The organism is Xanthomonas sp. JAI131, from assembly GCF_013410075.1.
Taxonomy (GTDB): domain Bacteria; phylum Pseudomonadota; class Gammaproteobacteria; order Xanthomonadales; family Xanthomonadaceae; genus Xanthomonas_A; species Xanthomonas_A bonasiae.
Map to the genome: position 1 here is coordinate 321,487 of NZ_JACCCN010000006.1, position 23,728 is coordinate 345,214.

Genomic DNA, 23,728 nt, shown 5'->3' on the forward strand with positions numbered 1-23,728 from the left:
CAATAGGTCAAATCGCCCGGACCGCAGTGTTCCATGGTTCAGCGTTGCGCCATCGCCGCGACGATGCGCGCGCGCGCGATCTCGGCGATGCGCCGGCGCCCTTCCACGTCCTGCAGCCGGATCGGTTCCAGGAAGTGCACCTCGGCCACCCGGCCCGGCTCGCCCAGCAGGCGCAGGAAATTGGCGAAGAAGCTCTCGTGCGGGCCGAACGCGATGACCGTCTGCGCCGAACCGCCGGCGCCGTAGCGCACCGCCACCGGCTGCACCGCCACCTCGGCCTCCACCGCGGCCTGGAAGATGCGCGCGTGGAACGGGCCGACATCGTGGCCGCCGCGGGTGCGCCCCTCCGGGAACACGCCGACCGAGCGCCCCGAGCGCAGCCGTTCCAGCATCGCCTGCAGCACCCCGCCCAGCGATTCGGTGTTGCCGCGCTGGTGGAAGATGGTCTGGCCGCGCGTGGCCAGCCAGCCGACCAGCGGCCAGCCGGCGATCTCGCGCTTGGCGACGAAGCCCATCATGCGCTGGCTGTGCAGCATCACGATGTCGATCCAGCTGACGTGGTTGGCCACGAACAGCACCGGATTGGGCAGCGGCGTGCCGACCCGGCGCACGCGCAGGCCGAAGATGCGCAGCAACCAGGTCGACCACCAGCACACCACGCGGTCGCCGAACGATTCGACGCCGGCGCGGCCGGGCGACAGCGCCATGCACGCCAGCAGGAACGGCAACGACACCAACACGTGCAACGCCAGCAGCGGAACGCGGTAGCCGTAACGGACCCAGCGCAGCGCCCCACCGTGGTGGTGCGTGGCGGTTGAGGAGAACTCGCTCATTCTGGTCAGGGTACCGGAAGCCGGGAGGGAAGCACCCTATTGTGTCAGCATGAAGACGGTTACGGCTGAGTGCACGCTAATTGCGTGCGATCACCGCCAGGGTCAGCCGCGACACGCAGACCGGCTTGCCGGCCGCGTCCTCGATGCGGATCTCCCAGACCTGGGTGGCGCGGCCCACGTGCAGCGGCCGCGCGGTGCCGGTGACCGTGCCGGCGCGGGCCGCGCGCAAGTGGTTGGCGTTGATCTCCAGGCCCACGCAGATCCGGTCCGGCGCCACGCACAGGTTGCCGGCGCTGCTGCCCAGGGTTTCGGCCAGCACCACCGAGGCGCCGCCGTGCAGCAGTCCGTACGGCTGCAGCGTGCGCGCATCGACCGGCATCGTCGCGCGCAGCCAGTCCGGCCCGGCCTCGGTGAAGACGATGCCCAGGTGCGCGATCAGAGTGTCGCGGGCGGCGGCGTTGAGGGCATCGAGATCGACAGGGTCGCGGAAGGTCATGTTGGGTCCGGGATTAGGGATTTGGGATTCGGGATTGGGGATTCGCCAGCGGCGTCTCCCTCAAACAGTACTACCGCTTTTGCCAATCCCGAATCCCCAATCCCCAATCCCGGCACTCAAAGAATCGGCACCAACCCCGAACCGAACGCCGTCAGCATCCGCACCAGCAGCCACTTCGGGCCGACGTTGACCTCGGGGAAGTCGCCGACCGCGCTGTAGCAGCGGTGGAAGCCCGGATCGCGCCGGGTCAGCGGCGCCGGGCAGTCGGGGCCGGGCTGGAATTCGTAGTTGGTGGCGTAGCGCCATGGCCAGAAATCCAGCACCGGCAGCGCCTCGGAGGCCTTGCCCATGCTGTAGTTCAGGCCCGACAGCACCGGCGGCTTGACCCGCGCCGCCACCGTCCACGAATTCTCCGGCTCGATGTCGCGGCCGATGCTGGCGGCCAGTGCCTGCGCGAACGCCGGATCGTCGATGATCACCGCGCCCTCGGTGTTGTAGGTCTCGCTGCGCGGATCGAAGTTGTGGGTGCCGATCACGCCGACGCGTCGGTCCACCACCAGCGACTTGGCGTGCAGGCCCATGCGCGCGCCGTCGCGGGTCACCGGCAGCGGCCGGTTGGCGACGCGGCGGCTGAGGAACGACGGGCGGGTCTCGGTGCGCAGCACGCGCCGATCGACCTGGCTGCCGTCGGCGCGACGGCCGCTGCCGGAGGCTCCGCCGCTGCCGCTGCCGAGCACCGTGCTGCGCCCGGCGGCACTGCCGCCGATCAGCGGATTGCGGCCGCGGGCCTCCCCGGCGTCCGGCAACTGCAGCGGCGACGGCAGCAGGTTGGCGTAGTCCACCGGCGCGTCCAGCGGGAACGGCTTGTACTCGTAGATGTCGAAGCCCATCTCGCGCAGGTTGCGGCGCTTGTACTTGTACGACAGCGCATACACCACCGGGTTGTCGGTGCTGGCCAGGCTGTTGGTGGCCACGATCACCTTCGGCGGCTGCGCGCGCTTGCGCAGGTCGCGGAAGATCTCCTGCGCCGGATCCGACAGCACCAGGTACGGCGTCTGCAGGATGATCTCCTGCTTGGCATCGGCGATCAGCCTGTCCAGCCTGGGCGCAGTGGAGATCGCCTTGGGGCCGTGCTCGCGGCGGTGCTTCTGCGGCAGGTCGGCGACGTAGTCCACGTGCCTGACCGGCAGCGCCGGCAGCACGAAGGCGTCCTCGACGAAGGCCGGATCGGCGGCCTCCTCGCTCACCCGCTGCACCCGCTCCGGGCGCAGGAACTGCGCCGGCGGCATCTGCGGCACGCCGTCGCGCAGCAGCAGCTTGCCGACATCGTTGAGCCGCGCCACCGGCACGCTGCGCCGCGCCGCCCAGTACGCGTCGAAGTTGGCGGCCATGCTGCGCGCCACCGGCCCGGCCACCAGCACGTCGCGGTCGCGGAAGTTGTACTCGCTGTCCCAGTCGTAATAGTCGTCCTGGTAGTTGCGCCCGCCGACCACGCCGATCGCGTCGTCCACCACCAGCAGCTTGTTGTGCATGCGCTGGTTGAAGCGGCGGAAACAGCACAGCACGCTGGCGGCGTAGTGCATGTAGTTGGGCTTGGCCAGGCCGAAGGTGGGGTTGTAGATGCGCAGCGAGAAATTCTGGTGCGCGCCGGCCAGCGCGCCGAGGATCTGCAGGTCGGAGATCGCCGACAGCTGGTCGATCAGCACCCGCACCTGCACGCCGCGCCGCGCCGCGGCCAGCAGCTCGTCCATCACCAGCCGCGCGCTGTCGTCCTTGTCGAAGATGTAGGTCTGCAGGTCGATGCTGCGGCTGGCGCTGCGGATTAGGTTGACCCGCGCCACCAGCGCTTCCTCGCCGTGGTCCAGGATGGTGGCGTAGTGGCGCGGGGCGGCGTCGCCGGATGCGGCGAAGGCCTTGCCGGCCAGCGCGCGCAGCGGCGAGGCCAGCGCGCAGTGGTCGCTTTGCGTGCAATCGACGCGGCCATCGCGCGCCGCCTCGGCGATCGCCACCGCGCGGCCGTGCTGGGCCTGCGACAGGCTCGCGCAACCGCTGCCGAGCAGCATCGCCGCCAGCACCAGGACCCTCAACCACGCTGTCACCGGGCGTCCGCTCCGGTCAGCCGTGCGCGCAGCACGAAGGTGACCCGATCGCTCAAGGCCAGATCCCACTTGTCCATTCCATAACGTCCACGCAGAACCGTACCGCGGCTGATCACATCGCAATCATAGCCTGGGCGGCTGCATGCCGACGGCATCATGGTCAGGGTCTCGGTATGGCCGACCCCGCGGATGCTCAGCGTGCCGACCAGCGCGCCGCCGCTGGTCAGCAGCTGCGGAGAGAACGGTTGCGAATCGAAGGACACGGTCGGAAAGCGTTCCGCGTCGAAGAAATCCTCGCCGCGCATCCAGCCGGTGTAGCGCGGCTTGCCGGGGATCTGCACGTAAGCGGTGAACAGGCGCAGGCGCACCTGGTGGCGGCCGTCGGGCAGCATCTCCACGGTGCCTTCGAAGCGCGGGAAGAAGCCCTCGATGCGCTGCCCGAAACGGGTGCGGATCTCGAAACCGAAGCGCGATTGGGCCGGGTCGAAGGCATGCTCCCCCGGCGACAGCGGCGGCGCCTGCGCGCTGCCCCAGCCCGGCAACAGGCACAGCGACAGCAGCGCGGTGCACAGCGCCGGGCGCAGGCGCCGGCGCGGTGCGTTCAGGGCCACCAGAACGCAGTCAGTCGGGCGACACCCGGCTCGATCGCCGCGTCCTGCGGCACCGTCAGCACCACCACGCTGGCGGTGGGCATGCCGCGGTAGTCGCCGGACTGGCCGCTGTGCATCAGCGCGGCCAGCTGCTCCAGGCCCGGGTTGTGGCCGACCAGCAGCAGGCGCTCGACGTCGCGATGCTCGTCCATCAGCGCGGCCAGGGTGCCGGAGGTGGCCTCGTAGATCCGCGGTTCCAGGCGCTGCTCGGCATAGCCGGTCAGTTCCAGCACCGCTTCCAGGGTCTCGCGCGCGCGGCGCGCCGGCGAGCACAGCACGCGGTCGGGCACCAGCCGCTGCTCCAGCAGCCAGCGCCCGGCGGCCTCGGCCTCGGCCAGGCCGTGCGGCGACAGCGGCCGGTCGAAATCGGCCTGGCCGGTGTCGGCCGGTTCGGCATGGGCATGGCGCAGCAGGATCACTTCACGCAGGACGATGGTCATCGGTCAGGCCTTCTTGAGCCACTTGAGCAAGGGTTCCCAGTCCTGCTGGTGATCGCGCACCTGAGCGGAACGGTAGTCGAACAGGCTGCGGCCGAGGCCGACCAGCACCACGTAGGCCTGGCTGTCGCGCAGCTGCGCCAGAACCGGATACGGCCAGCCGCCGAGCATCTCCAGCGCCTGTTGCGCGGCGTGGGTCCACGGCTTGCTGCGGTTGATCACCAGCCCCACCGGCAGCTTGCGCTGGTGCACCCGCGGCACCTTGGCCAGGGTGTTGAGGAAGCCGACGGTGGCCTCGATGTCCAGCGCCGAGGGCATCACCGGCACCACCACCGCGTCGGCCTCGTCCAGGAACTGGGCCAGGTCCTCGGCCATGGCGCCGGCGGCACCGTCGATGATCACCCGCTGGGTGTCGTCCGGCAGCGCCGCGCGCCAGTTGCGTTTGCGGCTGGCGTCGATCGGCAGCACCGCGCTGTCCAGGCCGGCGCGGCGCTCGGCCCAGCGGGTCGAGGAGCCCTGCGGATCGGCATCGGCCAGCACCGTACGCTTGCCGGCCAGCGCGTAGTACGCGGCCAGGTGCGTGGCAATCGTGGTCTTGCCCACGCCGCCCTTGGAGCCGGCCACCAGGATCGTCTTCATGCGCGCCTCGCTTCCGGAAGAAGAGGCCGCAGCGTACACCGGCCCCATGTTGGCCGGTAGTCAACGCGTAGCGGGCGGGGCGGCGCGTTGCTATCGTGGCGGCCCCACGGCAACGGATCGCCCATGAGCGAGCTGCAGGACCTGACCGCGCTGATCCGCGCCAACACCCCCCTGATCGTCATCGAGACCCAGGAGGAGGCGCGCATCGTGGCGCTGTTCCGGCAGGCGCTGATGCAGGTCTGGCGCGCGCTGCACCGCTGGTCGATCACCGAGGGCCTGCGCCGCATCGACCTGGACCGCGAGGACGAGCCGAGCGGCCCGCCCGACGCCAGCGCGGTGCTGCAGGCGATCAAGCAGGCCGACCAGCGCGGCATCTACCTGTTGCTGGACGTGGTGCCGTACCTGGGCTACGCCAGCCACCAGCGCCTGCTGCGCGACATCGTCGAGCGCCGCCATTGCCAGCCGCACGTGCTGGTGCTGATCGGCGCCAGGGTCGAGCTGCCGGCCGAGCTGGAAGCGCTGGCCACGCGCTTCAACCCGCGCCTGCCGGACGCCAACGCGCTGCTGAAGATGGTGCAGGAAGAGGCCGCCGGCTACGCGCGCGAGTTCGGCGGGCGCCGGGTCGAGGTGGACGGCGAGGCGGTCAAGCAGGTCGTGCGCAACCTGCAGGGGCTGAGCCTGATCGACGCGCGCCGCATCGCCCGCCAGCTGATCTACGCCGACGGCGCGCTCAACGCCGCCGACCTGCCGCAGCTGGCCAGGCTCAAGTTCGAGCTGCTCAACCGCAGCGGCCACCTGCACTACGAATACGACGCCACCCGCTTCGCCGACGTGGCCGGCGCGCGCCGGCTCAAGCGCTGGATCGAGCAGCGCCGCGCGGTGTTCGCCGGCACCGCCCCGCCCGGGCTGGACCCGCCCAAGGGCGTGCTGCTGCTGGGCGTGCAGGGCTGCGGCAAGTCGATGCTGGCCAAGGCCACCGCCGCCGGCTTCGGCGTGCCGCTGCTGCGCCTGGACTTCGGCTCGCTGTACGACAAGTACCACGGCGAGACCGAGAAGAACCTGCGCGGGGCGCTGGCCGCGGCCGAACAGCTGGCGCCGTGCGTGCTGTGGATCGACGAGATCGAGAAGGGCCTGGCCAGCGGCGGCGAGGACGGCGGCGTGTCGCGGCGCGTGCTCGGCTACCTGCTGACCTGGATGGCCGAGCGCGGCGGCACAGCCGGTGCCGGCGGCGTGTTCATCGTCGCCACCGCCAACCAGGTGCACGAACTGCCGGCGGAACTGCTGCGCAAGGGCCGCTTCGACGAGATCTTCTTCGTCGACCTGCCCGATGCCGACACGCGGGTGGAATTGCTGCGCCTGCACCTGGCGCGGCGCAAACTGCGCGAGGACGACTTCGCGCTGCCGGCGCTGGCCGCCGCGGCGAACGGCTTTTCCGGCGCCGAGATCGAGCAGGCCATCGTCTCCGGCCTGTATGCGGCGCATGCCGAGAGCCGGCCGCTGGACACCGAACTGCTGATGCAGGAACTCCGCGGCACGCGGCCGCTGTCGGTGGTGATGGCCGAGCAGGTGCAGGCGCTGCGCGAGTGGGCGCGCGAGCGCACGGTGCCGGCGGATTGAGTGTCCGGCTGGGTTCCGTTTCGCTGCGGGAGGTGCTTCGCCCTCGATCGGGGGTTTTGCCGGTAGTGCCGTCTTAGCGCCGCTACGGGGCTCCACGCGCGATCGCGCGAAACGGAAGCGTCAGCCCAGCGCCCCGAGCAGCCACGCCCACGCCGGCAGCGTGGCCAGGGACAACAGGATGCCGTAACCGACCAACGCCGCCGCCAGCCGCGGCGCCAGCCGGTGCGAGATCGCCAGCGCCGCCGCGGTGATCATCGTCGGCATCGCCGACTCGAGCACGTTGGCCTGCAGCGCCTGTCCGCGCAGGCCCAGCGCCCACGACAGCGGCCAGGCCAGCGCCGGCAACAGCAGCAGCTTCAGCAGCAGGCCGGCGGCGAGCGGCTTGAGTTCCTCGCGCGGCAACCGCAACTGGATCGAGAAGCCCACCGCCAGCATCACCAGCGGCAGCATCGCATCGGCCAGATGCTGCAGGCCCGAGGCGATCCACGCCGGCGGCTGCGCCGGCATCAGGGTCAGCGCGAACGCCAGCGCCCACAGCGGCGGGAAGCGGGCCATGCGCAGCAGCGTCTGCCGCAGCGACGGCGGGGTCTCGCCGCCGTAGCGGGCCAGCACGTACAGGCCGAAGCTGGACAGCAGCACGAAGGTGCCGAACTGGTCGTAGACCACCGCATACGGCAGCGCCGTCTCGCCGAGCAGCGCGCGCACCATCGGATAGCCGATGAAGCTGGAATTGCTCAGGCCCACGCACAACAGCAGCGCCGCGTGCTCCTCGCGGCGCAGGCGCAGCGGCCGGCGCAGCGCCAGCACCGCCAGCACGGTGACGCCGGCCAACAGCCACGGGGTCAGCATCAGCCCGAGCAGGGACAGGTTCAACTGCAGGCGCGGCACGTAGATCAGCACCGAGGCCGGCAGGCACAGGTACAGCACCACGCCGTTGAGCACTTCGGTGGTGTTGGCCGGCAACACGCGCAGGCGCGCGAACAGCTTGCCGAGCGCCAACATGGCCAGGATCAGGGCGAACGCGTCGAAAGCCATCGGTACAACGGGAATCTGGCGGGTACGCCGGCATCATCGCATGCGCGTGCGGGCAGGCCGGTCGATCGCATGCACCGCTGCGCGCGACGCGGCGGCGCTGGCGCTTGCAACGTTCCTGCGTCGGGGCTGAAGCCCCTCCCACAGTGCACCCAGCCGGCTTCGCGCAAGCCACTGTAGGAGCGGCTTCAGCCGCGACGAACGGAGCGATGCACCTTCGGTTTCGGATATGCCCGTGCGGTGGAGCGCGGCGTGGCGGCGCTGGCGCATGCAGCGGTCCCGCGTCGGGGCTGAAGCCCCTCCCACAGTGCATCCGGCCGGCTTCGCGCAAGCCCCTGTAGGAGCGGCTTCAGCCGCGACGAACGGAGCGATGCACCCGACGACCGCGCACAGCGTCGGGGCCGAAGACCCTCCCGCAGCAGCCCAACCGCGCCATCGCTAGCTGCAGCGGCGGCGACTCAGGCTACAGCTCGAGGACAAGCGCAACTCAAGGCCAGGCAGGCGGCTTGGCCTGCCAGGCGGCTTGCACGTCGGCCAGGGTGGCGCGTTCGTCGTCGCGCCAGGCCGGCAGCAGCTTGGCGAAGTCGGCGCCAGCGCCCCACTGGTCCGGCCAGGTGCGCACGGCGGCGGCGTACCACTTCACCGCCTCGTCCTTGCGGTCCAGCCGCCACAGCACCAGCGCCAGCGTCGGCGGCACCCAGTCCGGCGCCGCCGGACGGCCGTTGACCAGGCCGCTCCACTGCGCCAGCGCGCGCGCCGGGTCGCCGCCACGCAACAGGTCCCAGCCGTAGTTCCACTCGATCTGGCGGCGCTGCGCGCCGGCGCTCAGCGCGCGCAGCGCCGTCTGGTACAGCTCTTCGCCCAGCTCACGGCGCCCGCCGGCCATCGCGATCGCCGCCAGCTGCGCGCGCGCCTCGACCGCGTTCGGATCGCGTTGCACGGTGCTGGCGAGGCGATCGACCAGCGCCTCGCCGCTGCCGGCGATCGCCGTCACCGGCCGCGTGGTGCTGCGGTCCTGGTCGAAATAGAACTCCTTCGGCGCCGGCAAGGCCTGCGCGTGCGCATCGACCGCGGCCATGCCCACCCAGGCCAGCATCGCGGCCAGTGCGTATTTATGTGCATTCACTGCTGACAACCCCTTGGAGGTGGTCCCCTCCCCCATCCGCATCCTAACCGCGTCCGCCGCCGGGGGCGAGGGGCGGGCGCACAAAATGCCGCTGATACAATCGGGGGATCGTGCCTGGCCTGCGCCGGGCGCGCGCCAGCCTTCCATCTCCAGGCAAGCCATGAACCGCATCGCCGATCCGCGTCCGCCGTCCTCCCTCGTCACACCGGCCGCCGACAGCGTGGATAGCGGCTACACCCTGGAGCACAAGTACACCCGCACCGACGGCCGCATCTATCTGTCCGGCGTGCAGGCGCTGGTGCGCCTGCCGCTGATGCAGCAGTTGCGCGACCGCGCCGCCGGACTCAACACCGGCGGCTTCGTCAGCGGCTACCGCGGCAGCCCGCTGGGCGGCTTCGACCTGGAACTGTGGCGCGCGCGCAAGCACCTGGATGCGGCCAACGTGAAGTTCCAGCCCGGCCTCAACGAGGACCTGGGCGCGACCATGGTGTGGGGCACGCAGCAGACCAACCTGTTCCCCGGCGCGCGCGTGGATGGCGTGTACGCGATGTGGTACGGCAAGGGCCCGGGCGTGGACCGCTGCGGCGACGTGTTCAAGCACGGCAACGCCGCCGGCACCTCGCGCCACGGCGGCGTGCTGGCGCTGGCCGCCGACGACCACGCCTGCCGCAGTTCGACCCTGCCGCACGGCTCGGAGGAGGAATTCGTCAGCGCGATGATGCCGGTGCTCAACCCGGCCGGGGTGCAGGACATCCTCGACCTGGGCCTGCTCGGCTGGGCGATGAGCCGCTACACCGGGCGCTGGATCGGCTTCAAGACCATCGCCGAGACGGTGGAATCCTCGGCCTCGGTGGAGGTGGATCCGTTCGCGCGGCAGATCGTGCTGCCGGAGGATTTCGCATTGCCGCCGGGCGGGCTCAACATCCGCTGGCCGGATCCGCCGCTGGACCAGGAGATGCGCCTGCACCGTTACGCAGTGCGCGCCGCGCAGGCCTTCGCCCGCGCCAACGGCGTGGACCGCACGGTGATGGATTCGCCGCATGCGCGGCTGGGCATCGTCACCACCGGCAAGAGCTACCTGGACGTGCTGCAGGCGCTGGAATACCTGGGCCTGGACGAACGCGCCTGCCGCGACATCGGCATCCGCGTGTACAAGGTCGGCATGACCTGGCCGCTGGAGCCGATCGGCATCGCCGCGTTCGCGCAGGGCCTGGACGACATCGTGGTGGTGGAGGAGAAGAAGGCCTTCATCGAGCGGCAGATGAAGGAACAGTTCTACAACTGGCCGGCCAGCGCCGGTCCGCGCCCGAGCATCGTCGGCAAGTACGACGAGGCCGGCGAGTGGATCCTGCCGTCCACCGGCGAACTGACCCCGGCGACCATCGCCGCGGTGATCGGCAAGCGTATCCAGCGGTTCTTCAATACCGAGTCGATCGAGCAGCGGCTGCGCTGGATGGAGGCCAAGGAAGCGGAAATGGCCCTGCCGCGCGCCAATTTCCCGCGCGTGCCGCACTACTGCTCCGGCTGCCCGCACAACACCTCCACCGTGGTGCCGGAGGGCTCGCGCGCGCTCGGCGGGATCGGCTGCCACTACATGGTGACGTGGATGGACCGCTCCACCGACACCTTCACCCACATGGGCGGCGAAGGCGTGACCTGGGCCGGGCAGGCGCCGTTCACCGACACCCCGCACGTGTTCCAGAACCTGGGCGACGGCACCTATTTCCACAGCGGCTCGCTGGCGATCCGGCAGTCGATCGCCGCCGGCGTCAACATCACCTACAAGATCCTCTACAACGACGCGGTGGCGATGACCGGCGGGCAGCCGGTGGACGGCACGTTGAGCGTGCCCGACATCGCCCGGCAGATGCGTGCCGAAGGCGTGCACAGCATCGCCCTGGTCAGCGACGACATCGGCAAGTGGACGCGGCGCCGCGAGCAGTTCCCCAGCGACGTCGAGTTCCACGACCGCAGCGAGCTGGACGCGGTGCAAAAGCGCCTGCGCGAGGTCAAGGGCACCAGCATCCTGATCTACGACCAGACCTGCGCCACCGAGAAGCGGCGCCGGCGCAAGCGCGGCAAGCTGCCCGATCCGGCCAAGCGGGTGCTGGTCAACTCGCTGGTCTGCGAAGGCTGCGGCGACTGCGGCGAGAAGAGCTTCTGCGTGTCGGTGCTGCCGAAGGAGACCGAGTTCGGGCGCAAGCGGCAGATCGACCAGTCCGGCTGCAACAAGGACTACTCCTGCGTCTCCGGCTTCTGCCCCAGCTTCGTCACCGTGCATGGCGGAGCGCTGCGCAAGGGCCGCAAGGCCGACGCGGCCACGCTGCTGCAGGACCTGCCGCCGCCGGTGTTCCGCAGCGACCTGGCGCAGCCCTGGAACATCCTGATCACCGGCGTCGGCGGCACCGGCGTGGTCACCATCGGCGCGCTGCTGGGCATGGCCGGACACCTGGAAGGCAAGGGCGCCAGCGTGCTCGACCAGACCGGGCTGGCGCAGAAGGGCGGCGCGGTCACCACCCATATCCGCCTGGCGCGCCAGCCCGAGGACCTGCACGCGGTGCGCATCGCCGCCGGCGAGGCCGATCTGGTGCTGGGCTGCGACATGGTGGTGGTCAACGACTACTGGGCGCTGTCCAAGGTGCGCGGCGACCGCTCGCAGGTGGTGCTCAACACCTACGAGGCGATGCCCGGCACCTTCACCACGCACCCGGACATGCAGTTCCCCGCCGCCGACATCGTCGCCGGCGTGCGCCTGGCCCTGGGCGGGCGCGAGCCCTTGCTGCTCGACGCCACGCAACTGGCCACCGCGCTGCTCGGCGACGCCATCGCCAGCAACCTGTTCATGCTCGGCTACGCCTGGCAGCAGGGGCTGGTGCCGCTGTCGCACGACGCGCTGATGCGCGCGATCGAACTCAACGGCGCCGCGGTGGCGATGAACCAGCAGGCCTTCGCCTGGGGCCGCCTGGCGGCGCTGGACCTGGCCGCGGTGCAGCAGGCCGCGGGCATGCCCGGCAGCGTCGCGGCCGGCGCCGTACCCGGCGCGCAACGGCTGCAGCAGCTGCCGCCGGGCGAGTGGGAAGGCCACGAGGGCGGCGCCAGCGCCGCGCCGCGCAATCCGCACAACGCGCGCCAGGCACGCGACCTGCCCGCCGCCGGCGATGCCGGCGACAGCGGCCATGCGCCGCTGGACGACACCCGCCTGTCGCGCTCGCTGCACGAACTGGTCGCGCGCCGCCGCGCGTTCCTGGTCGATTACCAGGACGCCGCCTACGCCGCGCGCTACGCCGCGCTGGTGGAACGCGTGCGCGAGGCCGAGCAGCGCGTCGCCGCCGGTTCCACCGCCTTGACCGAGGCGGTGGCGCGCTACGCGTTCAAGCTGATGGCCTACAAGGACGAATACGAAGTGGCCCGGCTGTACACCAGCGGCGATTTCCAGCGCCAGCTGCAGCAGCAGTTCGACGGCGCCTATTCGCTGCGTTTCCACCTGGCGCCGCCGCTGCTGGCCAAGAAGGACGCGCAAGGCCGCGCCCTCAAGCGCGAGTTTGGGCCGTGGATGTTCACCGCGTTCAAGTGGCTGGCCAAGCTGCGCGTGCTGCGCGGCGGCGCGTTCGACCTCTTCGGCTACAGCGCCGAACGCCGCGGCGAACGGCAGCTGATCGCCGACTACCAGCGCACCGTGGGCGAGCTGCTGGAACGGCTCGCGGCGGACAACCTGGCGCTGGCGGTGGAGATCGCCAGCGTGCCGGAACACATCCGCGGCTACGGCCACGTCAAGGAAGCGCACCTGCACGAGGCCAAGCAGCGCGAGGCGCGGCTGCTGGCGACCTGGCGCAATCCGAAGGCGCTGCATATCGTGCAGGCGGCTTGAGCGATAGCGGTCGCGGATCGCGCGGTTGCGGCCGTGCCGTATCCGCTGGAGAACAGCGCTTGCTTGGCGGAGAGGCGTCCAGCGACAGACTGCTTCCTGCAATGCGCGCACGATTGCTGGCATGCAGGGCGAGACATGACGAATGTGGGAGCGACTTCAGTCGCGACGGGACGTATGGGCGAAGGCCCCCGTCGCGATTGAAGTCGCTCCCAAAAGTGTCAGTATGTGAGTGGCAGGGCTGGTCCGAGTCCAGGAGCAACCGGCAACGCCTCGTGTGCAAGGCGCCGATTTCTGTAGGAGCGGCTTCAGCCGCGACATGGGCGACTGATGGCGCATGTCGCTGAAGCCGCTCCTACAGGTTGGACAGCAGGCTTCCGCTTTCATGTTCTGAAAGCACGCATCGCCAGGCACTAGGCATGGGCCCCGTGGCCTGGAGATGCGCCGGGTCAGACGCGCGGATCCGGCGGCGTGCCGCGACCCGTACCGTGGTAGCGATCCGAATGGAAGGCCTCGCGCACCGCCGCCTTGGCCTGCGCCCAGGTCAGCCGCGAGCGATCCTTGGCGCGTTCCCAACCGCTTTCCAGGTCCGTCTCCAGGCGGTCGTCCCAGTCGCGGTCCTGATAGCGGCTGCGCGCCTGGATGCCGTAGCGGTAGGCCGGGCGGTAGTCGTCGTAGCCGGCATCGGCGTCGCGGTAATCCACGCTGTCGAAGCGCTCGGCGTAGTAGCGGTCGCTGTCTTCGTAGGTGCGATACGTGGTGTCGGCACGCTGCCAGGAGTCGCGCGCCGCCAGGCGGGCATCCTCCCACTCCAGGCGCGACTCGCCGCGGCGCGTGCCCCAGTCGCGCGACAGCTCGGTTTCTGTCTCTTCCCAGCTGCGGGTCGGATACTGCTCGCGCGCCTGCAGGCCGAGGCCGTAGGCCGCCGCATAGTCGCGCTCGTAGTCGTAATCGGACTTCACGTAGTCGCGGTTGCGGTATTCCTCGCGCCAGTACTCGGTTTCGCCGGTCGGGTCGATGCGTTCGGCCACGCCCTTGCCCGCGGCGGCACCGACGACGACGCCGACCGCAGCACCGATCAGCGTGCCGAGCGGTCCGAACACGGTACCGGCCAGCGCCCCGGCGGCGACGCCGCCCGCGGTGCCGCCGACGCCGACGCCGACCGGATGCGAGCCCGGCGTGCCGGAGATGGGATCGCGATTGAGATCGCGTGCTTCGTTGTTGCTCATTGGGAACGCTCCGCAGTGATTGGGATCACCGGCCATCTGCATCGGCCCGTGGTGATCGCACAGTGGCGAACGTCCGGTTAATCCCCCGTGCCACCGGAGTGAGCGCGCGATGAGGCTGCACGTCCTTGTCCTCACGTACCCGCAACGCGCCTCGGCAGACGCCGGCGCGGCAACGCCATGCTGCGGTGCATCCATTTGCCGGCCGGCGCCATGCAAGCGTGGCCGTCGATCTCCCGATACGCCGAGAAATCAATCCCAAATGCGCCACGTCGCGACGTGGCAACCTGCCGCGCTTCGTGGACGGTGATGGACATCGCGTCTTCGCCCGAACGATCTGGCAGCATCGCCGACGCAGGGGATCTTCAGCCAGGACATGTCCATGAACAAGGCCGTTTCGACACTCGCCGCTTTGCTGTTCGTCGCTGCCGCCTCGCTGGGCATCGCGCCATCGGCACGCGCCCAAAGCGTCACCCTCGACTGTACCGGAAGCAACCTCTGCTATGCCGACGTGACGCCGGCCGGCGCCTACACCTACGCCTGGTCGTTCAACTCCAACGGGCTGAACGTGATCTATCCGGCGAGCTGTGCCAATCAGGTCTATTGCAGCTTCTACTGCCCCAGGGCCAGCGGCTACATCACCGCCAACGTGCTGGTCACCGATGCCAACCGGCAGACCGTGGGCTCGGCCAGCATGCGTGCGTTGTGCACGGCAGAACCGCTGTAGGCGGCGCTCGCAGCGGGCGTATCGGCACGCTGCGGCACATGCACCGCAGCGCACCGATCAGGCCGTCGGGCCGCGGCTGACCTCGCGCAGCACCGCGCCGTAGCCGCGGTACAGGTTGGCGGCAGGCAATTGCCCGTGCGCGCGCATCCAGCGATGCACCGCCGACAGCCGATAGAACGGCACGCGCACGTACTGGTGGTGTTCGATGTGGTAGTGGATGGCGTGCGGCCCGCAGAAGAACGTCTGCCAGCTGCGGCGGACGATGCTGCGGGCGTTGCGGCGCTGGTCTTCGCACGCCGGATAGCCGGCATGTTCGGCGATGGCACGGATGCGCGCGAACAATTGCAGGAAGGTCAGCGCCGGCAGCAGCCACAGGCCCAGGTACAGGCCTGCGTGGCCGAGCACGGCGAGCGTCCCCAGCAGCACGCCGTTGCTGACCGCGATCGAGCCCAGCACCAACGGCAGATGGCCGGCCGGCGCCGGCGCGCCGGACTCGGGGGCATGCGCGCGCCGCCGCCGCAGCGCATCGCGCACCGCGAGCGCGTAGCCGATGCCGGTGACATCGCGCAGCAAGCGCGCCGCCAGCCGACGCCGCGAGACCGGGTAATCGGCGATGCCGAACACGATCGCCACCGGATCGTCGTCGGCCATCGGCGCGCGGTGGTGTTGCAGATGGCCCTGGCGATAGGCGAACAAGGACAGGAACAACGGCCCGGCCGCGCACAGTTGCGCCAGCAGGTCGTTGTGCGTCTGCCGCCGCGCCAGCAGGCCGTGCGCGCCCTCGTGCATCATCACCGCCAGCGCCAACTGGGTGCGCGCCACGAGCAGCGCCGCCAGCAGATACACCAGCGGATGCGGATAGCGGATCGCCGCGGCGAAGCACAGCGCGATCATTGCCCAGTCCGATGCCAAGGCCAGCGCGCTGCGCCACGGACTCAGCCGCCGCAATGCCGGCGGCAAGGCGGCGGTCATGCGCCCTGCTCCTGCCGCACCGGCATAGGAGCGGGTGCGGCAACGATCGCATCGGCGCTCGGCGCGCATTGCCCACGCGCCAGCGCCAGGATCAGGTGCACCCACAGCCGCAACCGCGCGGGCGCATCGAGCGGGGCCGGCTCCGGCGCGGGCGGCGGCGGTTCGGCCTGCAGCGCACGGCACGCCGCTGCCACCGAATGCGCGAACGCCTCGCCATCGCCGCGCCACACCACCGTCCGGTGCGGCAGCCCGCAGGCGGCGGCGCGGCGCGCATTGCGCTGCTGTTCGGGCTGCTCGGTGAGCAGCAGCAGGATCGGCCGTCGATACACCTGCGCCACCGACAGCGCGGCCATGCCCGGCGCCGAGACCAGCAGCGTGCTGGCGGCGGCGCAGGTGATCCACTGCGGATCCTCGGCTACCCAGCCGGCGCGATCGGCATAGCCTTCGCCGACCCGGTGGCTGTGCAGGCCTGCGCGCTGCAGGCCCTGCTCCAGCGCCTGGGCCAAGGCCGGATCGCGGAAGTGCGGATTCAGGTACACCACCGCGGTCGGCACCTGCGGCGGCGCGGCGGGCGCGGCGGGCGCGGCCAGCGCGACCGGCGTAGGCAGGCGGAAACGGCGGCCGCACGCCTGCAGCCGCGGCTGCGCGAAATCGTGCTCCAGTTGCGCCGCCGCCGCGTCGATCTGCCAGCCGATCAGCCGCGCGAACAAGGCCGCCACCGGCCGCGGCAGGCGGCCGTCGAAATTCCCCTGCAGCGCCGCGCGCAGGCTGGCGCCATAGACATGCACGATCTTGCGCCGCCAGCCCGGCAGCATCCCCATCACCAGCAGGGCCGGATGGAACGAATCGTTGAGAATCAGGTCGACGTCGCGCAGGCGACGCCGCAGCCGCAGGATGTCGCGCAGCATCCGCGCCGGATGCAGCAGGTAGGCGGCGACATTGGCGTCGGTCGCGGCCGCGCGCATGTTCTGCCGCGCATCGAACTGCACGGCGTAGCGCGGCGACAGCAACGTGGCGTCGATGCCGAAGCGGCGCAGGAACTGCACGCCCGCCGCGGAGGTGGTCAGCACATCGACGTGCGCCCCCTGCGCGCGCAGCGCATGGGTCAGCAATTGCGCACGCATCAGATGACCGCGCGCATCGGCGGTGGCCAGGTACAGCAGGCGCGGCGGGTTCAGCGCCACACTGCGCCGCGCACGCGCAAGACCACGCCGGCCAGGTACATGCCCAGCGCGCCGCTGACGCCGAAGGCACGGTCGATGCGCCGCACCTCGGCCAGCAGCGCGCTCAACGCCGGCTGTTCCTGCGCGCTCACCAGCCGCTGCAGGATCTGCCGGCACTGCCGCACATGCCGTTGTTCGTCGCCCAGCACCCGACTCAGCAACGGCTGCAGCGCATGGTCGGCGGGCAAGGTCGCGCAATGCCGCCGCAGCACCCGCGACGCCATCTGCTCGGCGCACAGCCCGATCGCGAACGCGGACACCAGCAGCCCCTGCGCGAAGGCGCCGGCATGGCGCTCGGCCAGGCGATGCCACTGCGCGATCTTGCGCCGGCTCAGGCGGTCGGGCCGGCGCGTGGGCTGCAGGTCGCCGCGCGCGGCCAGCGCGGCGGCGAACGCCTGCGCATGCCACTGCTCCTCCTGCAGGTGCCGGTCCATCAGCGGCACCAGCCAGGCCGGCCGCTGCACCGGCACTTCGCGCTGCAACGCCAACTCGGTGGCTTCCTCGCCGATCAGGTACATGCGCAGCAGCAGGCGTTCGCCGGCGACGCTGGCATGCAACTGGCGCAGCGCCGCGCGCTTGATCCGATCGACCAGCCACGCCTGCCAGCGCAGCCAGCCGCGCAGCGGCGGCGGCTCCAGGTCGCGCAGCGTGGCGAGCGTGGCACCCTCGCCCGCGGGCAGTGCCGTCACCGGTTGCCGCTCACGCGCGGTGATAGGACAGCGCCTGCGCATCGGCCTGGCCGCCACGGCGCCAGCCCAGTCCGCGCGCCAGCGCGCCGGCCATGTCCACCGCGGAGAAGCCGGCGATCAGCAGCAGCGCCGCGCACCAGCGCAGGCCGCGCAGCGGCGGCAGGTCTTGCCGGTTCAACGCGCGCGCGCTGAACCACAGGCGCGAGGCGAGCACGCACAACGGCCCGAGCGGCCCGCTGCGGCCGAGCCACTGCAGCGCGTCGGGCAGGTAGGCGCGCACCAGATGCGGGGTCAGTCCCAGCGTGTCCTGGCCGCGCCACCAGCGCAGCTGCAGCGCCTCGCGGCGGGTATCCGGCAGCCGGTGCACGGTATGCGCCTGTGCCGCGTAGTGCACCGCCACCCCGGCCGCCTGCAGGCGCAGCCCCAGCACCTGGCAGTGCGCGCGATAGACGCCGTCCAGCGGCTGGTAGCCGTGCTGGGCGAACACCGCGCGCCGGAACGCGACGTTGTTGGCATAGAAATTCCGCGTCGCCTGCGCCTGCAGCGGACTGGGGAAGTACATGAAGTCCAGCGTGGTCAGCGCGGTGCCGAGCACATCGGCACGGTAGCTGGTGCGGCCGGCCACCGCCGCCGGCGCGGGCTGCTGCGCGAACGGCTGCAGCAGTGCGGCCAGCCATTCGCGATCCGGCAGACAGTCGGCGTCGGCGAACACCACATAGTCGCAGCGATGCGGATCGGTGGCGGCGAAGCCGGCGTTCTTGGCGTCGTAATAGCCGGTCGCCGCGTCGATGCGCACGAACCCGATCGGGCGCCCGGCGATCGCGACCAGCGCCGCGCAGGCCGCTTCGCTCAAGCCATCGTGGGTCACGATCAGCTGCCCCAGCGCGTCCAGCGGCACGCTCTGCGCGGCCAGCGCACGCATGACCCGCTGCAGGCTCGCCTCGGCGCGCACCGCCGCCGCGTCCCCGCCACGCAGGTTGTTGGTCTCCAGGATCAGGGCGCTGCGCGCGGCAATGAGCATCGACATCGAACAAGTCCCGGTAGGCGTCCATGGCCCGCGCCGCGCACGACGACATGGCCTGCGCACGCGAACGGGAAGGGACGGCAGCGTCCCTGAAATCGCAGCGCGACTATACCGGGGAACCGCCGTGCCCGCTGCGCAGGCGCCGCGGCGCGGCAGGACTCAGCCGCGCCGCCACACCAGGCAGCGATTGTTCGCCGGCATCGCCGCGTCCTCCTGCAGCACCAGGCCCTGCGCCTGCGCCAGCGCGGCGACCGCCTCGAAGTCGCGGATCCCGCTCGCGGCATCGCGCGCCTTCAGCCAGGCGTCGAACTCGCGGTTGCTGTCGCTGCTGAAGGTGCCGCCGTAGTTGAACGGCCCGTACACCGCCAGCGTGCCGTCAGCGCAGTCGGCCAACAGCGCGCCGACACCGGCGAAGAACGCCTGCACCGCGGGCCAGCCCATGATGTGCAACGTATTGGCGGTGAACACCGCATCGTAGCCGGCGGCCGGCCATGGCCCTTGCTGCACATCCAGGGCCAAGGCCGGCGGCGTGTTCGGCAATGCCGCCGCGTCCAGCCATTGCGCGATGCCGGTCAGGTGCTCGGCACGCTCGCTGCACTGCCAGGTCAATTGCGGCAAGGCGGCGGCGAAATGCACCGCATGCTGGCCGGTGCCGCTGCCGATCTCCAGCACATGGCGGCGCTCGGCGAAATGCCGCTGCAGCACCTGCAGGATCGGCGCGCGATTGCGGTCGCAGGACGGTGCGTAGGGTCTATCGTTCATCGCTCATCGCTTGGTGGCGGCCGCAGCATGCGCCACGGCTTGGCGGAGGCGTATCGCGGTCAACTGCGCGAACGCACGAAGATGCGCTTGCTGCCGCCTTCGTTGCCGCGCTCCTCGAGCTCGAACTGCGCCGACAGCCGGCGCAGCAGGTCGCTGAGCTTCTTGTGCCCGTACAGGCGCGGATCGAAATCCGGGCGCACCTTGTTGAGGTAGCTGCCGACGCTGCCGAGTCCGGCCCAGCCCTGGTCGTCGGAGGCTTCCTCGATCGCCTGGCGCAGCAGTTTCAGCGGTGCGGACAGCTTCGCATCGGCGGGCGCAGCGGGCGCCGCCGCGGTCGCGGCCACTGCAGCCGTTGTCTCGGGCTTGGTCGTCTGCGCAGCCTGCGCAACCTGTGGCGTCTTGCGTCCCTTGGTGGCCGGTTTGGCAGCGGCGGCAGCCGGCTTGGACGGTTCGGCGCTGCCCGCCTCGCTGCGCAGCACTTCGGTGTAGATGAACTTGTCGCAGGCCTGCACGAACGCGTCCGGCGTCTTGCGCTCGCCGAAGCCGTACACGGTCGGCCCCTCCTCGCGCAGGCGCTGCGCCAGGCGGGTGAAATCGCTGTCGCTGGAGACCAGGCAGAAGCCGTCGAAGCGGCCGGTGTACAGCAGGTCCATCGCGTCGATGATCAGCGAGCTGTCGGTGGCGTTCTTGCCGCTCGTGTAGGCGAACTGCTGCACCGGGCTGATCGAATGCTTCAGCAGCGCCTGCTTCCACTGGGTCATGCGCGTGCTGGTGAAGTCGCCGTAGATGCGCTTGACGCTGGCCACGCCGTACTTGGCCACTTCGGCCAGCAGGCCTTCGATCACCGACGGCTGCGCGTTGTCGGCATCGATCAGCACCGCCAGGCGCGGCTGGTCGTCGTCGGTCTCGGATCTGGAACGGGTTTTCATGGCGGGGACCTGCGTGGAAACGGAAGCGTCGGCGGGAGCGCAGCGCGGTGACGCTGGCGCGCTCGGCGCCGTGTGCCACTGTGCCACTCCGGCGCAGCGGCGGCCAGTCTTGCCGAATGACGGCGGTCGCTTCGCCGGCGAGCGAACGCCATCCAGGTCATCGCATCATGCGCGCCGCATCGGACCACGCTGCAGCCGCACTTTCGCTCGGCGCCGCCGCGCCCGCTGCCGCACGCGCACCGCCTCAGCGCGTAGCGGCAGGCGCTTCCGGCAACTCCAGATGCTTGCGGAAGAAGCGCGCGATCACCCGCAGGGCCTGCTGGCTTTCGGGCAGCGCGTCGTTCAGATGGAACGCATGGCCCATGCCGTCCCACACGTGCAGATCCGCGTCGCGGCCCAGATCGACCAGCCGCGAATGGGTGTAGGCGACATTGCTCAGTTCGGCCGCACGCGTGCCGGTGATGAACAGCAATGGCGGAAACTGCGCCAGCACCGCATCGGAAAACACCGGCGACACCAGCGGATCGTGGAAATCCACCGCGGGGCCGTAGTACAGGTCTTCCATGATCGGCAGCACGCCCTGCGCATCGGGCAGCGGCGCGTCGTTCACCGCCGCCACCACGTAGCGCGAATCGCCGCGGTAACGCGCATCGCCACCGGCGCAGAACATGCCCGCTGCCGCCGGCATCGGCAGCTTTTCCTTGGCGAACCAGGCCAGCGACTCGCCGGTCAACACGCCGCCGGCCGAGCACCCGAACAGGCCGATATGCTGCGGCGCATAGTGCTTGAGCGCTTCGCGGTACACCGTGGCCACATCCTCGCTGGCGGCGGGAAACCTGTGTTCCGGCCCCATCCGGTAGTCGACGCTGACCACGGTGACGCCAGTCATCGCCGCCACCGGAATCGCCTCCATCATGCCGAACGAGGCGGCGCTGCCCATCACGAACGAACCGCCGTGCAGTTCGATCAACAGCCGCTGGCGCTGCGCCGGCGAAGCATCGCGGGGCTGCACCAGCGTCACCGGCACGCCGTTCCAGGTCGCGGTGCTGATCTTCACCCCGTAGCGCTCGCGCAGCGGTTCCACCACGCCTTTGGCCCAAGCCTCGGTTTCGGCGCGGATGCGCGGCAGCTCGCGCGCCAGCGTGGCGTTGTCCATCTTCGCCAACGGATCGCCATGGGCCATGCCGTCGCGCGCCGCCGCCTGCGCCTGCGCGCTCAGGAACGGCGACAGCGGCAGGTCGAACGCCGGCATGTGGCGGACGCCGTCGTGCGCCGGCGCATCGGCGGCGATCGCGACCGGAGCCGCCAGGCTCGCCAGCAGCGCGAGCGCTGCCGGCGTCATCATTCGCAGGTATCCCGTCACGTGCATGCCCTCCCAGGCGGCGATCGAACGCGAAGGATACCGGCGCCGCACGCGCGCGGCTTTGCACGATCCCGCCGCACGCGCTGCCGCCAGCCTGTCCGGCATCGCGACGCCGGCGCCAGGTCAGCGCGAGCCGCGCGTCATGCCGCATCCCTCTCGGTTGACAGCGCGATCGCCCGCTGCGCGTCCAGTTCGACCAGCCGCTGCTGCAGCGCCGCGCGCACCTGCGCATACGCCTGCGCACCGAGCAGCAGGCGCCGCGGTGGCGGGGACACGTCCAGCGAGACGAGCATTTCGCGCACCATCTTGCGCGCGTCGCCGAGCACGAAGCCGCCATCCTCCAGCGCGCGGCGCAGCGCCTGCACCGGCGTGTCCGCATAGATCGGGCTGGGCTCGGTGCGGTCCAGGCCGCGGCCGAAATCGGTCGCCGCCGGGCCGGGCTCGACCAGGGTGAAGGCGATGCCGAACGGCGCCACTTCCTGCGCCACCGCCTCGACGAAGCCTTCGATGCCCCACTTGCTGGCGTGGTACAGGCTGAAACCCGGATAGGCGATCTGCCCGCCTTCCGAGGACACCTGCACGATGCGTCCGCCGCCCTGCGCGCGCAGATGCGGCAGCACCGCGCGGATCAGCTGGATCGAGCCGATCAGATTGGTGTCCAGTTGCCGCCGCAGCTGCGCGTCGCTGGCTTCCTCGGCGGCGCCGAACACCGCGTAGCCGGCATTGCTGACTACCACGTCGATGCGTCCGAGGTCGGCAAAGGCGCGGCCGACCACGGCGCGCACCGCTGCGGCGTCGGTCACGTCCAGCGCCGCCACCCACAGGCGCTCGCCGTACTCGGCCTTCAGATCGTCCAGCGCCTCGGGACGGCGCAATGTGGCGGCGACGCGATCGCCGCGCGCCAGCAGTTGTTCGGTCAGCAGGCGGCCGAAACCGGACGAGGTCCCGGTAATGAAATGCGTGCGGTTCATGGGCTTGCCCTCTCGCAAAGGCCACGGAAGCGTGGCGGTCAGGATCAGACTAGGCCTCGCGCATCGCTGTTACTATCCGTCCAATCCCGCATGCACCAGTGAAAATTACCCATGAGTCAGCGGCCCGCCCTGACCGATCTCAGCGCCTTCGCCGCGATCGTTGCGCATCGCAGCTTCCGCAAGGCCGCCGACGAACTCGGGCTGTCGCCGTCCACGCTCAGCCACATGATGCGCACCCTGGAGACGCGGCTGGGCGTGCGCCTGCTGCACCGGACCACGCGCAGCGTCGCGCCGACCGAAGCCGGTGCGCGGCTGGTCGCGCGGCTGCAGCCGCTGCTGCGCGAACTGGACCAGACCCTGGACGATGTCGGCAGCCTGGGGCGTGGCCCCAGCGGCACGCTGCGCATCAACGCCAACGAGACCGCGGTGCGCCTGCTGCTGCAACGGGTGGTGCCGAGCTTCCTGCAGCGCTACCCGGCGATGGCGCTGGACCTGGTCAGCGAAGGCCGGCTGGTCGACATCGTCGCCGCCGGCTTCGACGCCGGCATGCGCCTGGGCGAAGCGCTGCCGCAGGACATGATCGCGGTGCCGTTCGGCGGCCCGCAGCGCTTCATCGCCGCCGCCTCGCCCGCGTACCTGGCGCGCCACCCGCCGCCGCGCACGCCCGACGAACTCGCGCAGCACATCTGCATCGGCTTCCGCCTGCCCAGCGGCAAGCCGTATCGCTGGGAATTCGCGCGCCACGGCCAGGAGTTGGCGGTGGACGTCGGCGGCCCGCTCACGCTCGATCATCTGGGGCTGATGGCCGATGCCGCGATCGCCGGCATGGGCATCGCCTACCTGTCGGAAGTGGCGGTGCAGGCGCAGCTGGACAGCGGCGCGCTGGTGCGCGTGCTCGACGATTGGTGCCCGCCGCTGCCGGGGCTGTTCCTGTACTACCCGGGCCACCGCCATGTGCCGGCGGGGCTGCAGGCGTTCATCGAAGTGATGCGGGAAGTGGGCTAGAACACGGCGTCCGCGTCCGCTCCCGGCGGCGCGCGCATCGCCA

The 23,728-nt window shown here is 70.8% G+C and carries 22 protein-coding genes; 4 read left to right on the forward strand and 18 right to left on the reverse strand.

Annotation, left to right across the window (positions count from 1 at the left end; genetic code table 11):
• Positions 1-38 precede the first annotated feature (38 nt).
• From HDC36_RS22890 to HDC36_RS22915, 6 genes are all read right to left on the reverse strand, one after another.
• Positions 39-833, reverse strand: a complete 795-nt coding sequence (locus tag HDC36_RS22890) for a lysophospholipid acyltransferase family protein (RefSeq protein WP_179571151.1) — start codon at positions 831-833, stop codon at positions 39-41.
• 76 nt (positions 834-909) lie between these two features.
• A complete protein-coding gene (locus tag HDC36_RS22895) occupies positions 910-1,329 on the reverse strand; it encodes a hotdog fold thioesterase (RefSeq protein ID WP_179571152.1) in 420 nt (139 codons plus the stop codon).
• 116 nt (positions 1,330-1,445) lie between these two features.
• Positions 1,446-3,428 (reverse strand): phospholipase D family protein, encoded by a 1,983-nt coding sequence (locus HDC36_RS22900; RefSeq protein WP_179571153.1) that lies wholly within the window; start codon positions 3,426-3,428, stop codon positions 1,446-1,448.
• Entirely contained in the window at positions 3,425-3,979 is a 555-nt protein-coding gene (locus tag HDC36_RS22905) for a YceI family protein (protein WP_241092918.1), read from the reverse strand. The genes HDC36_RS22900 and HDC36_RS22905 overlap by 4 nt, the downstream gene beginning before the upstream one ends.
• A 50-nt stretch (positions 3,980-4,029) precedes the next feature.
• Positions 4,030-4,506 carry a histidine phosphatase family protein gene (locus HDC36_RS22910; protein WP_179571220.1) on the reverse strand — a complete coding sequence of 159 codons (477 nt, stop codon included), beginning with the start codon at positions 4,504-4,506 and terminating at the stop codon, positions 4,030-4,032.
• Positions 4,507-4,521: 15 nt separating this feature from the next.
• Positions 4,522-5,154 carry a ParA family protein gene (locus tag HDC36_RS22915; protein WP_039006481.1) on the reverse strand — a complete coding sequence of 211 codons (633 nt, stop codon included), beginning with the start codon at positions 5,152-5,154 and terminating at the stop codon, positions 4,522-4,524.
• A gap of 123 nt (positions 5,155-5,277) precedes the next feature.
• On the opposite strand from HDC36_RS22915, the gene HDC36_RS22920 reads away from it, so the two are divergent.
• On the forward strand, positions 5,278-6,771 hold the full coding sequence (locus tag HDC36_RS22920) for an AAA family ATPase (RefSeq protein WP_179571155.1): 1,494 nt from the start codon (positions 5,278-5,280) through the stop codon (positions 6,769-6,771).
• A gap of 120 nt (positions 6,772-6,891) precedes the next feature.
• Here the strand turns inward: HDC36_RS22920 and HDC36_RS22925 are convergent, their stop codons facing one another.
• The gene (locus HDC36_RS22925; RefSeq protein ID WP_179571156.1) at positions 6,892-7,806 is read right to left on the reverse strand and encodes an AEC family transporter; all 915 of its coding nucleotides are present in this window, start codon (positions 7,804-7,806) and stop codon (positions 6,892-6,894) included.
• Between the two features lie 484 nt (positions 7,807-8,290).
• Complete coding sequence (locus tag HDC36_RS22930; protein ID WP_179571221.1) at positions 8,291-8,899, reverse strand: tetratricopeptide repeat protein; 609 nt, start codon at positions 8,897-8,899, stop codon at positions 8,291-8,293.
• Between the two features lie 190 nt (positions 8,900-9,089).
• Here HDC36_RS22930 and HDC36_RS22935 point away from each other — a divergent pair, with 190 nt between their 5' ends.
• A complete protein-coding gene (locus HDC36_RS22935; RefSeq protein ID WP_179571157.1) occupies positions 9,090-12,797 on the forward strand; it encodes an indolepyruvate ferredoxin oxidoreductase family protein in 3,708 nt (1,235 codons plus the stop codon).
• Between the two features lie 446 nt (positions 12,798-13,243).
• On the opposite strand, the gene HDC36_RS22940 is transcribed toward HDC36_RS22935, so the two are convergent.
• Together HDC36_RS22940 and HDC36_RS22945 are read right to left on the reverse strand one after the other, a co-directional pair.
• Positions 13,244-14,023, reverse strand: a complete 780-nt coding sequence (locus HDC36_RS22940) for a hypothetical protein (RefSeq protein WP_179571158.1) — start codon at positions 14,021-14,023, stop codon at positions 13,244-13,246.
• Positions 14,024-14,154: 131 nt separating this feature from the next.
• Positions 14,155-14,337, reverse strand: a complete 183-nt coding sequence (locus HDC36_RS22945) for a hypothetical protein (protein ID WP_179571159.1) — start codon at positions 14,335-14,337, stop codon at positions 14,155-14,157.
• 65 nt (positions 14,338-14,402) lie between these two features.
• On the opposite strand from HDC36_RS22945, the gene HDC36_RS22950 reads away from it, so the two are divergent.
• Positions 14,403-14,747: a hypothetical protein gene (locus tag HDC36_RS22950; RefSeq protein ID WP_179571160.1), complete on the forward strand. Its 345-nt coding sequence runs from the start codon at positions 14,403-14,405 to the stop codon at positions 14,745-14,747.
• A 57-nt stretch (positions 14,748-14,804) separates the two neighbouring features.
• On the opposite strand, the gene HDC36_RS22955 is transcribed toward HDC36_RS22950, so the two are convergent.
• From HDC36_RS22955 to HDC36_RS22990, 8 genes are all read right to left on the reverse strand, one after another.
• The gene (locus tag HDC36_RS22955) at positions 14,805-15,719 is read right to left on the reverse strand and encodes a fatty acid desaturase family protein (RefSeq protein WP_179571161.1); all 915 of its coding nucleotides are present in this window, start codon (positions 15,717-15,719) and stop codon (positions 14,805-14,807) included.
• Positions 15,716-16,903, reverse strand: a complete 1,188-nt coding sequence (locus tag HDC36_RS22960) for a hypothetical protein (RefSeq protein ID WP_343204372.1) — start codon at positions 16,901-16,903, stop codon at positions 15,716-15,718. The genes HDC36_RS22955 and HDC36_RS22960 overlap by 4 nt, the downstream gene beginning before the upstream one ends.
• Complete coding sequence (locus tag HDC36_RS22965) at positions 16,894-17,631, reverse strand: hypothetical protein (RefSeq protein WP_179571162.1); 738 nt, start codon at positions 17,629-17,631, stop codon at positions 16,894-16,896. The genes HDC36_RS22960 and HDC36_RS22965 overlap by 10 nt, the downstream gene beginning before the upstream one ends.
• 10 nt (positions 17,632-17,641) lie before the next feature.
• Positions 17,642-18,658, reverse strand: coding sequence for a glycosyltransferase family 2 protein (locus tag HDC36_RS22970; protein WP_179571163.1), 1,017 nt, complete (start codon positions 18,656-18,658; stop codon positions 17,642-17,644).
• A gap of 156 nt (positions 18,659-18,814) precedes the next feature.
• Positions 18,815-19,417: a DUF938 domain-containing protein gene (locus HDC36_RS22975; RefSeq protein ID WP_179571164.1), complete on the reverse strand. Its 603-nt coding sequence runs from the start codon at positions 19,415-19,417 to the stop codon at positions 18,815-18,817.
• A gap of 59 nt (positions 19,418-19,476) precedes the next feature.
• The gene (locus HDC36_RS22980) at positions 19,477-20,346 is read right to left on the reverse strand and encodes an NYN domain-containing protein (protein WP_179571165.1); all 870 of its coding nucleotides are present in this window, start codon (positions 20,344-20,346) and stop codon (positions 19,477-19,479) included.
• A gap of 244 nt (positions 20,347-20,590) precedes the next feature.
• The gene (locus HDC36_RS22985) at positions 20,591-21,691 is read right to left on the reverse strand and encodes an alpha/beta hydrolase (RefSeq protein WP_255432879.1); all 1,101 of its coding nucleotides are present in this window, start codon (positions 21,689-21,691) and stop codon (positions 20,591-20,593) included.
• A 158-nt stretch (positions 21,692-21,849) separates the two neighbouring features.
• On the reverse strand, positions 21,850-22,680 hold the full coding sequence (locus HDC36_RS22990; protein ID WP_179571166.1) for an SDR family oxidoreductase: 831 nt from the start codon (positions 22,678-22,680) through the stop codon (positions 21,850-21,852).
• A gap of 111 nt (positions 22,681-22,791) precedes the next feature.
• Here HDC36_RS22990 and HDC36_RS22995 point away from each other — a divergent pair, with 111 nt between their 5' ends.
• The gene (locus HDC36_RS22995; protein ID WP_179571167.1) at positions 22,792-23,685 is read left to right on the forward strand and encodes a LysR family transcriptional regulator; all 894 of its coding nucleotides are present in this window, start codon (positions 22,792-22,794) and stop codon (positions 23,683-23,685) included.
• Positions 23,686-23,728 lie beyond the last annotated feature (43 nt).

What these genes read in the sequence shown, in the direction of transcription:
- HDC36_RS22935 (WP_179571157.1), top strand. Translation starts at nt 9,090, where the DNA reads ATGAACCGCATCGCCGATCCGCGTCCGCCGTCCTCCCTCGTCACACCG.
- HDC36_RS22930 (WP_179571221.1), bottom strand. Translation starts at nt 8,899, where the DNA reads ATGCTGGCCTGGGTGGGCATGGCCGCGGTCGATGCGCACGCGCAGGCC.
- HDC36_RS22945 (WP_179571159.1), bottom strand. Translation starts at nt 14,337, where the DNA reads ATGTCCATCACCGTCCACGAAGCGCGGCAGGTTGCCACGTCGCGACGT.
- HDC36_RS22950 (WP_179571160.1), top strand. Translation starts at nt 14,403, where the DNA reads ATGAACAAGGCCGTTTCGACACTCGCCGCTTTGCTGTTCGTCGCTGCC.
- HDC36_RS22970 (WP_179571163.1), bottom strand. Translation starts at nt 18,658, where the DNA reads ATGTCGATGCTCATTGCCGCGCGCAGCGCCCTGATCCTGGAGACCAAC.
- HDC36_RS22955 (WP_179571161.1), bottom strand. Translation starts at nt 15,719, where the DNA reads ATGACCGCCGCCTTGCCGCCGGCATTGCGGCGGCTGAGTCCGTGGCGC.
- HDC36_RS22895 (WP_179571152.1), bottom strand. Translation starts at nt 1,329, where the DNA reads ATGACCTTCCGCGACCCTGTCGATCTCGATGCCCTCAACGCCGCCGCC.
- HDC36_RS22925 (WP_179571156.1), bottom strand. Translation starts at nt 7,806, where the DNA reads ATGGCTTTCGACGCGTTCGCCCTGATCCTGGCCATGTTGGCGCTCGGC.
- HDC36_RS22920 (WP_179571155.1), top strand. Translation starts at nt 5,278, where the DNA reads ATGAGCGAGCTGCAGGACCTGACCGCGCTGATCCGCGCCAACACCCCC.
- HDC36_RS22940 (WP_179571158.1), bottom strand. Translation starts at nt 14,023, where the DNA reads ATGAGCAACAACGAAGCACGCGATCTCAATCGCGATCCCATCTCCGGC.
- HDC36_RS22980 (WP_179571165.1), bottom strand. Translation starts at nt 20,346, where the DNA reads ATGAAAACCCGTTCCAGATCCGAGACCGACGACGACCAGCCGCGCCTG.
- HDC36_RS22890 (WP_179571151.1), bottom strand. Translation starts at nt 833, where the DNA reads ATGAGCGAGTTCTCCTCAACCGCCACGCACCACCACGGTGGGGCGCTG.
- HDC36_RS22985 (WP_255432879.1), bottom strand. Translation starts at nt 21,691, where the DNA reads ATGATGACGCCGGCAGCGCTCGCGCTGCTGGCGAGCCTGGCGGCTCCG.
- HDC36_RS22995 (WP_179571167.1), top strand. Translation starts at nt 22,792, where the DNA reads ATGAGTCAGCGGCCCGCCCTGACCGATCTCAGCGCCTTCGCCGCGATC.
- HDC36_RS22915 (WP_039006481.1), bottom strand. Translation starts at nt 5,154, where the DNA reads ATGAAGACGATCCTGGTGGCCGGCTCCAAGGGCGGCGTGGGCAAGACC.
- HDC36_RS22975 (WP_179571164.1), bottom strand. Translation starts at nt 19,417, where the DNA reads ATGAACGATAGACCCTACGCACCGTCCTGCGACCGCAATCGCGCGCCG.
- HDC36_RS22990 (WP_179571166.1), bottom strand. Translation starts at nt 22,680, where the DNA reads ATGAACCGCACGCATTTCATTACCGGGACCTCGTCCGGTTTCGGCCGC.